The organism is Cyanobacterium sp., from assembly GCF_054166785.1.
In genome coordinates this window covers 1-8,299 of the sequence record NZ_JBSZCP010000004.1, presented here as the reverse complement: position 1 = coordinate 8,299, position 8,299 = coordinate 1, and the positions used below count along the sequence as shown (strand labels likewise).

At 38.5% G+C, this 8,299-nt stretch carries 12 protein-coding genes; 6 read left to right on the top strand and 6 right to left on the bottom strand.

All coding sequences use genetic code 11. The features are described from left to right. Positions 1-136: 136 nt before the first annotated feature. The gene (locus ACXITR_RS00520) at positions 137-502 is read right to left on the bottom strand and encodes a DUF1823 family protein (RefSeq protein ID WP_457995276.1); all 366 of its coding nucleotides are present in this window, start codon (positions 500-502) and stop codon (positions 137-139) included. A 250-nt stretch (positions 503-752) separates the two neighbouring features. Here ACXITR_RS00520 and trpS point away from each other — a divergent pair, with 250 nt between their 5' ends. Together trpS and ACXITR_RS00510 are read left to right on the top strand one after the other, a co-directional pair. Further along, complete coding sequence (gene trpS / locus ACXITR_RS00515; RefSeq protein WP_457995275.1) at positions 753-1,757, top strand: tryptophan--tRNA ligase; 1,005 nt, start codon at positions 753-755, stop codon at positions 1,755-1,757. Between the two features lie 253 nt (positions 1,758-2,010). After that, a complete protein-coding gene (locus ACXITR_RS00510) occupies positions 2,011-2,910 on the top strand; it encodes a methylenetetrahydrofolate reductase (RefSeq protein ID WP_457995274.1) in 900 nt (299 codons plus the stop codon). Between the two features lie 37 nt (positions 2,911-2,947). Here the strand turns inward: ACXITR_RS00510 and ACXITR_RS00505 are convergent, their stop codons facing one another. The 5 genes from ACXITR_RS00505 to ACXITR_RS00485 all read right to left on the bottom strand — a co-directional run bounded on the left by ACXITR_RS00505 (position 2,948) and on the right by ACXITR_RS00485 (position 6,221). Then, a complete protein-coding gene (locus tag ACXITR_RS00505) occupies positions 2,948-3,784 on the bottom strand; it encodes an inositol monophosphatase family protein (protein WP_457995273.1) in 837 nt (278 codons plus the stop codon). Between the two features lie 73 nt (positions 3,785-3,857). Then, positions 3,858-4,337: a low molecular weight protein-tyrosine-phosphatase gene (locus tag ACXITR_RS00500; protein WP_457995272.1), complete on the bottom strand. Its 480-nt coding sequence runs from the start codon at positions 4,335-4,337 to the stop codon at positions 3,858-3,860. Between the two features lie 115 nt (positions 4,338-4,452). Next, complete coding sequence (locus tag ACXITR_RS00495; RefSeq protein ID WP_457995271.1) at positions 4,453-4,797, bottom strand: YbaB/EbfC family nucleoid-associated protein; 345 nt, start codon at positions 4,795-4,797, stop codon at positions 4,453-4,455. A gap of 137 nt (positions 4,798-4,934) precedes the next feature. Beyond that, complete coding sequence (locus ACXITR_RS00490; RefSeq protein ID WP_457995270.1) at positions 4,935-5,483, bottom strand: spore maturation protein; 549 nt, start codon at positions 5,481-5,483, stop codon at positions 4,935-4,937. A gap of 117 nt (positions 5,484-5,600) precedes the next feature. Beyond that, positions 5,601-6,221 (bottom strand): nucleoside recognition domain-containing protein, encoded by a 621-nt coding sequence (locus ACXITR_RS00485; RefSeq protein WP_457995269.1) that lies wholly within the window; start codon positions 6,219-6,221, stop codon positions 5,601-5,603. A gap of 183 nt (positions 6,222-6,404) precedes the next feature. On the opposite strand from ACXITR_RS00485, the gene psb34 reads away from it, so the two are divergent. From psb34 to ACXITR_RS00465, 4 genes are all read left to right on the top strand, one after another. Continuing rightward, positions 6,405-6,593, top strand: a complete 189-nt coding sequence (gene psb34, locus ACXITR_RS00480; RefSeq protein WP_457995268.1) for a photosystem II assembly protein Psb34 — start codon at positions 6,405-6,407, stop codon at positions 6,591-6,593. A gap of 101 nt (positions 6,594-6,694) precedes the next feature. After that, positions 6,695-7,360 (top strand): peptide-methionine (S)-S-oxide reductase MsrA, encoded by a 666-nt coding sequence (gene msrA, locus ACXITR_RS00475; protein ID WP_457995267.1) that lies wholly within the window; start codon positions 6,695-6,697, stop codon positions 7,358-7,360. Positions 7,361-7,457: 97 nt separating this feature from the next. Then, the gene (locus ACXITR_RS00470; protein WP_457995266.1) at positions 7,458-7,598 is read left to right on the top strand and encodes a hypothetical protein; all 141 of its coding nucleotides are present in this window, start codon (positions 7,458-7,460) and stop codon (positions 7,596-7,598) included. Positions 7,599-7,744: 146 nt separating this feature from the next. Further along, on the top strand, positions 7,745-8,128 hold the full coding sequence (locus ACXITR_RS00465; protein WP_457995265.1) for a hypothetical protein: 384 nt from the start codon (positions 7,745-7,747) through the stop codon (positions 8,126-8,128). Positions 8,129-8,299 lie beyond the last annotated feature (171 nt).

The following is an 8,299-nucleotide window of genomic DNA, read 5'->3' as shown; positions in this document are numbered from 1 at the left end:
GAATTTTGGCTTCAGGAACTGGAGTTTCAGCTTATCGCCCAGATGTAAGACGAGATAATAGAGGACGCAAGAAATCTACTATAATGCAGTCTGTTGGGTAAGAAGCTCACATTTCAGCGTAGCGAATGTGAGTAGTTCACCCCAAGTCGTTGATTTTCATATAATTTAATAACCAATTTGCCATGGTGGCGCGACGGGTTTCGAGGGGGCTAAATTCTCCAATTTTGTAACCTTTAAATCCTAAATCTTCTTTGAGGAGTTGTTTATTTTCTTTGGGAATTGAGCGAGTTAATTTTACATTGGGGGGGCGATGGGCAATAAAATCAGGGGGTTGAGGATATTCCGTACGCCACGATTCTTCTACTTCTGAGTTATCCCATGTGTCGGTTTCTTCATCATATCTGTAACCTAGATAATGCCATATTAATTCGTTACAGGTGCGATCGTCTATTTTTTTATTTAAAATATCCCAGATGGTTTCTTTTGTTAGTGGTGGTAGCATATATGACTTTAGCGTTGCTGATTTTAGATATTATTTTTAGTTTAGGTGGGGAATGGGGAATAGGCAATGGGCAATGGTAATAATAGTTTTAGTATTATCTATTTGCTGTAGTTCAATGATGTTTAATACCAAACAAAAATAAGCAACACCTAAAAGAGAATTGATAGATATGAAGATATTCTCAAAAATTTAAAGAGTCTTAATAAATGTTATAATTTCCCACTGGGTAGTTACATAAATTCTAAGCATAATGAGCAAAAAGCGTATTTTATCAGGGGTACAACCTACAGGAAATTTACATATCGGCAATTATTTAGGAGCCATTCGCAACTGGGTAGAGATGCAACCCCAGTATGATAACTTTTTTTGTGTGGTGGATCTCCATGCTATTACTGTACCCCATGATCCCACGGTTTTAGCCCAAGATACTTATAACATTGCGGCGTTATATCTTGCCTGTGGTATCGATTTAAACTACTCTACTATTTTTGTCCAATCCCATGTGACTGCCCATAGTGAGTTGGCATGGTTACTTAATTGTGTAACTCCTTTAAATTGGTTAGAAAGAATGATTCAGTTTAAGGAAAAAGCCATTAAACAAGGGGAAAATGTCAGCGTTGGTTTATTAGATTATCCTATCCTGATGGCATCGGATATTTTATTGTATGATGCAGATCAAGTACCCGTGGGAGAAGACCAAAAACAACATTTAGAGTTAACCCGTGACATTGCCATACGTTTTAATGATCGTTTTGCCACAGAAGAATCCCCTGTTTTAAAAGTTCCTGAGCCTTTGATTCGTAAGGAAGGGGCGAGGGTAATGAGTTTGGCAGATGGTACGAAAAAGATGTCTAAGTCTGATCCTTCTGATTTGAGTCGTATTAGTCTTTTAGATTCTGCTGATATGATCAAGAAAAAGATTAAGAAGTGTAAAACTGATCCTACCATGGGTTTGGCGTTTGATCCGGCTCGTCCTGAGTGTAATAATTTACTGGGTTTATATACTATTTTCTCTGGTAAGACAAAGGAGGAAGTAGCGGTTCAATGTGCTGATATGGGGTGGGGTAAGTTTAAGCCTTTGTTGACTGAGGCGACGATTGAAGCCTTGACTCCTATTCAGACTAAGTATGCGGAAATTGTGGCGGAAAAGGGTTATCTTGATTCTGTATTAAAGGATGGTAAGGATAAGGCTGGGGAAGTGGCAGGGGCTACCCTCAAAAGGGTAAAAGAGGCTCTTGGTTTTTTGATTGGTTAATAGATATTTTTAACCTTGTGCTATAGAAACTTTATCCTATTTCTATAAAGTTGATCTCCCCTACTTAATAAGGGGAGGGATATTATTTAAAATTTTCTATAAATTATTTAGAAATTCGATCATCAAAAAAACTTTCTCAACCTCCTCTAAATTAGTGAATTTTGAATGTTAAATGTACCATTATTTTTGCACTTTACATACTTTCAAATATTATGAAAAACTTATTTATCTACATTATTAAAAAAATATAAAAATGGGAAATAATTTGTCAAAACTACAAGGTGCGATCGCCCTTAAAGAGTTTCTAATCACCGCAGAAATTACTCCTCCAAAAGGGGGAAATCCAGAAAGAATGTTAACAGTGGCAAAGGTGTTAAAAAATAGAGTCCATGGGGTCAACATTACCGATGGAAGTCGTGCTGTGTTGAGGATGTCATCGGTAGCCGCATCGGCTTTATTATTAAAAGAAGGCATTGAACCTATTTGTCAAGTGACAGGGCGCGATCGCAACTCTATCGGTTTACAGGCAGATTTAATGGGGGCTTATGCCCTAGGCATTAGAAATATTTTAGCACTCACAGGAGATCCCATAAAAGCAGGGGATCATACCCAAGCTAGGGCTGTTTTTGAGTTAGAATCTATCAAATTATTAAAGTTAATTGATAAATTAAATCTAGGTTTTGATATTAATAATAAACCGTTAGTAGATGGTAATTTAGACTTATTTGCAGGGGCAGCGGTGGATCCTCAATCCAAAAGTTGGTCTGGTTTACAAAGACGTTTTGAAAGAAAATTAGAAGCAGGGGCTCAGTTTTTCCAAAGTCAATTAATCACTGATTTTGAAAAGCTAGATAAATTTATGACCCAAATTGCTGTTAAGGGCGATCGCCCCATTTTAGCAGGAATATTCCTCTTAAAAAGTGCAAAAAATGCTCTATTTATTAATAAATATGTGCCGGGGGTAGAAATTCCAGATCATATAATTCAAAGATTAAAGAAAGCAGAAAATCCCCTCCAAGAAGGAATAAAAATTGCCTCAGAACAAGTAAAAATGGCTCAAGATATATGTCAAGGAGTCCATTTAATGGCCGTTAAAAAAGAAGAATTAATCCCCGAAATTTTAGATTTAGCAGGAATAAAACCCTTACAATAAACCGAATATTATTGACAAAAAATAAATCAAACAACAATTAACCCACCACATCAGGAAAAGAAAAAGCAGGACGATGGGGAGTATTTTTTAGTGCCACCATCAAAGCATCATGGATTTTTCCATTGGTAGCTAGAATGCGCCCTGTTTGAATGTCGAAATCTGTACCATCATAGGCTGTTATATATCCCCCCGCTTCCCTAACGATAACCACCCCAGCGAGTAAATCCCAAGGACTCAAACCCCTTTCCCAATAACCGTCTAATCTTCCCCCTGCCAACTCACACAAATCGAGGGAGGCACTTCCAGCCCTTCTCACCCCTTGGGTTAGGTGGGTAAGATAACAAAATTCAGCGTAGTTATTATCATCGGTTTCTCGTCTATCGTAGGCAAATCCTGTCACTAGCAAACTATCTTTCAATTCCTCTGTGTTGGATACGCCGATGGGCTTGCCATTAAGGGTTGCCCCCAATCCTTTCCCAGCACACCATAGCTCATCTCTCATGGGGTTATAAACCACCCCTACCGAGGGGATACCGTCAATATTTAGACCGATGGAAACGGCGGCTTGAGGGTAGCCATGGGCATAGTTGGTGGTGCCGTCTAGGGGATCAATTACCCATTGATATTTGTGGTTTTGATTGCCACTTTTTCCTGATTCTTCGGCAAAAATAGCATGATTGGGGCAGTGTCTTTGTATGACTTTAATTACTTGCGCCTCGGATTCCTTATCTACTTGGGTGACAAGATCACCTGATCTACCTTTTTGGGCGATCGCCAATTGTTTGCCCCAATAGTGACTAAGTACAGCCCCCCCAGCCCTTGCGGCCAATAGGGCAATATCAAGATAAATAGAAATTGATTCTTTAGCAGTCATTTTGTTAATTGATAATGGATCATTGAGAATTGATAATAAAACAAAAATTTAAAGATTATTATTTTTGCCTTAATCAGTTGATACGATATTCTCTTTTCACATAGTCTAATAAACCTTCACAGGAATCAAGTAACAAATCAATCACATAATCAAAACCTGACTCTCCACCATAATAGGGATCTGGTACTTCCTTATCAGTATGATGGGATGCAAAATCACACATTAACTTAATTTTGTCTCTATATTTTCCCTTCAAATCTAAAGATAAAATATCCTGATAATTAGCCTTATCCATAGCTAAAATTAAATCGAAATATTCCAAATCAAAATCTTCAATTTGTCGAGCTTTTCCTACTAACTTTATATCTCTTTTTTTTGCCGCTTGTCTCATGCGAGCATCAGGAGGAGAGCCGATATGATAACGGGAAGTTCCCGCAGAATCACAACTAATCTCATCTTGTAAACCCTCTTTTTCTATTAAATGAATCATAATATTCTCCGCTGAGGGCGATCGGCAAATATTACCTAAACAGACAAATAATAACTTAACCATTTAAAAAATAATAATAAAATTCTGAAAATTAAGTATTAAAAAATAACAACTACCGACAAAACTTATAATAAATTAAGGGCTGAAAAATCCTCAGCCCCCATGATTAACTATTTACCTACATTCCAGGAAGTCCAAAACTACCAGTTAACTCTTCCATTCTCTCGCGCATAGTCTCAGTGGATTTTTGATAGGCATCTCTATAAGCAGCGGTAACACTTGCAGATAAAGCATCTGAACCATTGGCTAAAGCCTCATCTTTAATTTCTACCTTCAAAGGCTCTTGATTTCCGCTCATGGTGACAACCACTAAACCATCTTCACTTTGCCCCTGAATTTCCATGGTTTCTAGTTCTTGTTGGAGTTGTTTTGCTCCCTCTTGCACTTGTTGGGCTTTTTTGAAGGCTTCCGCAAGTTCCTTCATTTTACCTAAGCCTAGTCCAAATCCTTTTCCTTGTGCCATATTTATATACTCTTTTTACATTAACAATAGAATAACAAACAAATTTTAACACTACCTTGATCAAATCTTTGATGACAAAGTAGCGATTGTTTAAAGTTTGCCCAGTTTCTGAGGATTTTAGTCATGGGGCAAATAGTCTAGGCAAAGAATAGCCGACAAATATAAACAGCACTAAAAATTCCCACTACATCGGCTATCAATCCCGCAAATAGGGCATGGCGTACTCTCTTAATGCCCACTGAGCCAAAATACACGGCTAAAATGTAAAAGGTGGTTTCTGTAGAGCCATACATGGTGGCTGCAATTTTACTGATGAGGGAATCAGGCCCATGGGTTTCCACCAAGTCACTGAGTAAACCAAAAGAGCCACCCCCAGAGAGAGGACGCATGATAGCTAGGAGGAGATTTTCAGGAGGAAAACCGAGGATTGATAATGCGGGGGAAAGGATATTTAGCATCACATCCAATGCTCCACTTTCTCTAAACATCCCAATGGCGACTAAAATGGCGACTAGGTAGGGGATAATTTGAATGGCGATGGTGAAGCCGTCTTTTGCTCCTTCGGTGAATACTTCATAGACTTTAACTCTCTTAAATACTAGGGCATAGAAGGGAATACCCATTAACAGAAGAGGAATTATATATTTAGCGGTGGTGTTGAAAATATCGGCAAAGGATTCAATCATTATTTTTCTGTGATGAAATATAGTTTAATTTGGGTGATTCTTAACAATGGGCTTAAGCTCATTGCCCGTTACTTCCCTTTTAAAGTGTTAAAAAATTTGATCTGCAATTTAGATTAATTATTCATTAAAATCTGATTCTTCCATTTCTTTTTTTAGTTCGGGAAGGGCAAATTGGGGTAATTTTGAGAGTAGTTTTACGGCGGTTACTCCTGCTATGGTGGAGCAAGATGTGGCGAGGATGGTAGGGATAAACAAGTCACTGGCGTTTACTCCCATAAGGGCTACCACGGTGGCAGGGAGGATTAATTGTACGCTGGAGGTGTTGATGGCTAGAAAGGTACACATGGCGTTGGTGGCGGTTTCGGGGTGGGGATTAAGTTTTTCTAATTCCTGCATGGCTTTTAAACCTAGGGGGGTGGCAGCGTTACCTAAACCCAACATATTAGCGGACATATTTAGTACCATGGCACTCATGGCGGGATGGTCGGGGGGAACTTCTGGAAATAGCCAAATGGTTATGGGACGGACAATACGGGCGATCGCACTTACTAACCCCGCCGCCTCAGCAATTTTCATAATACCTAACCATAGAGCCATAATACCAATTAACCCAATGGCCAAATCTACCGCCAATTTAGCACTATCAACGGCCGCCTGAGTAACCGCTTCAATGTTGCCATTTATTGCCCCGACAACCACAGAAATAGCAATCATTCCAAACCAAACATAATTAAGCATAAGAATTTATTTAAGCAGAAAAATTAACATTCATTTTGACACACCATCACAAAGAAATATTAATTTTAGTCACAAAAAATGTAAAGTAATATCAAGATTTATTGCTCCTTCTCCCGAAAATATGGCTCTGAGCCTAATCTAATAATATTGTGTAAACTTTATTGATAACGGTTAATAAAATATATGCCATACACCACAGAAGACGGCGGTAAAATTAATAACTTCGCCCATGAGCCCAAAATTTATAGAGCTCAAGCCCCCACAGAAAAAGAAAAAAGAAACAACTTAATCCTGCTCATTTTTTCCGTCCTCCTTGTAGCCGGGGGCATTGCGATCGCCTTTTATGCCTCTGCTAACACCCCCGTATCTTAAAAAATAAAGTCTCCGTAGCTCCGATAAAAGACATAAACCACAACCATAGACGATAAGATGAAATAAGACAGTAATAATTCTTTACCATCATTAACAAAACTATGTTTTTATTTGGACTCGGAGACAAAAAACTAACCCTACCCAAACCCGAAGAAGCCCTCAAAGGTAGAGACAAAAAAATGCCCCTACCCTCCAAGCATTACGTAAACGGTAACCCCTTCAAAACCGAATATCCAGCCCACATGGAAAAAGCAGTATTCGGTATGGGTTGTTTCTGGGGCGCAGAAAGAAAATTTTGGCAGCTAGAAACAGGAATCTACCTCACCGCCGTGGGTTATGCCGCAGGTTATACCCCCAACCCCACCTACGAAGAAGTCTGTAGCGGTTTAACAGGTCATAACGAAGTTGTCCTAGTAGTTTATGACCCCCAAATTATTAGTTACGAAACCCTCTTAAAAGTATTCTGGGAAAACCATAACCCCACCCAAGGAATGCGCCAAGGTAACGATAGAGGCACTCAATATCGCTCAGGGATTTATACCTATTCTGCCCAACAAAAAGAACTAGCCCAAAAATCAAAACAGCTTTACCAACAAGAATTAAACAAAGCAGGACATGGGGAAATTACCACCGAAATCCTTGACGCGCCAGAATTTTACTTCGCCGAAGGCTACCACCAACAATATCTCGCCAAAAACCCCAACGGTTACTGCGGTTTAGGAGGTACAAAAGTTTGTTTTCCTGAAGTTTCCTCCCTTACCAACTAAAAATATCAACAAATGTGAACCTTTCTTCAGAAAGAGATTTTTTTAAGTTAATCTGATAGTAAACAGTCCTTTTTCTTTAAATTAAAATTGAGGTCGTATGTCTGATTTAAATCGTGGCATTATGAAATTTGAAGGTGCTGATAAGCCTATTATCGTAGGCATTTCTGCCTTTATCATTCTTGGTGCTATTACTGCGTTAATTATTTGGGCATTAAACTCCGCCTATGCCGTAATCTAATTACAAAACATCCGTGATAAGGGATCAAAACCTCTTGTTACAAAAAAACCATGGCAAGGGGTAAAAACCCCTTGTTAAACAATAAAGCTAAACCTATTTAATTCTTTGTTTTTTCAGTAAAACCTTAACAATTAACCACAGTAAAAGTGAGCTTTTTTAAACCCAGTGAAATAGTTTGTTTAGATAATCAAAATAAGTCTTTATATTGTGAAATTATTGATGTTATAATTCCACAGAATAAATGCTGGGTTCGTCCTTTAATGTTAGTTAACTTCAGACCACAAGAAGATTATGAAAAGGCTGTGAAAAACATTGATGATCTTCGCTTCACATCTGACTTACTATGGAGTACAAAATATTTTCGACCAGTTTTTGATACCGAATACATAACCTTTTGTTGTCAATTGCCAGACTTTGAATTTGACGATAAAAAAATATTAAATGCCAAAAAAACCCTCAGACACTTCATTCAAGATCTTTGGCTGTTTGTTGAACCTCCCCTGCCTGAAGGCAAGGGGATTCCCATATAGACTCTTAACTAGACCGTAGTCCCCGCTACTAACGCCGTTACTGGGCTGTTTATTTTACTTCCACGGGCGTACCGACCGCAGAAGGATCAAAAAATTTATTTATTTTTTCGACTTTGCTATCAATGCTTTAACTTACCAAGCGCGTCACCATTACATTTTCTTGGGCGATAT

Bases quoted from the DNA above. Each gene is read 5' to 3' on its own strand.
- ACXITR_RS00510 (WP_457995274.1), top strand. From the start codon at position 2,011: ATGGGAAATAATTTGTCAAAACTACAAGGTGCGATCGCCCTTAAAGAG.
- ACXITR_RS00490 (WP_457995270.1), bottom strand. From the start codon at position 5,483: ATGATTGAATCCTTTGCCGATATTTTCAACACCACCGCTAAATATATA.
- ACXITR_RS00505 (WP_457995273.1), bottom strand. From the start codon at position 3,784: ATGACTGCTAAAGAATCAATTTCTATTTATCTTGATATTGCCCTATTG.
- ACXITR_RS00520 (WP_457995276.1), bottom strand. From the start codon at position 502: ATGCTACCACCACTAACAAAAGAAACCATCTGGGATATTTTAAATAAA.
- ACXITR_RS00485 (WP_457995269.1), bottom strand. From the start codon at position 6,221: ATGCTTAATTATGTTTGGTTTGGAATGATTGCTATTTCTGTGGTTGTC.
- trpS (WP_457995275.1), top strand. From the start codon at position 753: ATGAGCAAAAAGCGTATTTTATCAGGGGTACAACCTACAGGAAATTTA.
- ACXITR_RS00470 (WP_457995266.1), top strand. From the start codon at position 7,458: ATGTCTGATTTAAATCGTGGCATTATGAAATTTGAAGGTGCTGATAAG.
- ACXITR_RS00500 (WP_457995272.1), bottom strand. From the start codon at position 4,337: ATGGTTAAGTTATTATTTGTCTGTTTAGGTAATATTTGCCGATCGCCC.
- psb34 (WP_457995268.1), top strand. From the start codon at position 6,405: ATGCCATACACCACAGAAGACGGCGGTAAAATTAATAACTTCGCCCAT.
- msrA (WP_457995267.1), top strand. From the start codon at position 6,695: ATGTTTTTATTTGGACTCGGAGACAAAAAACTAACCCTACCCAAACCC.
- ACXITR_RS00495 (WP_457995271.1), bottom strand. From the start codon at position 4,797: ATGGCACAAGGAAAAGGATTTGGACTAGGCTTAGGTAAAATGAAGGAA.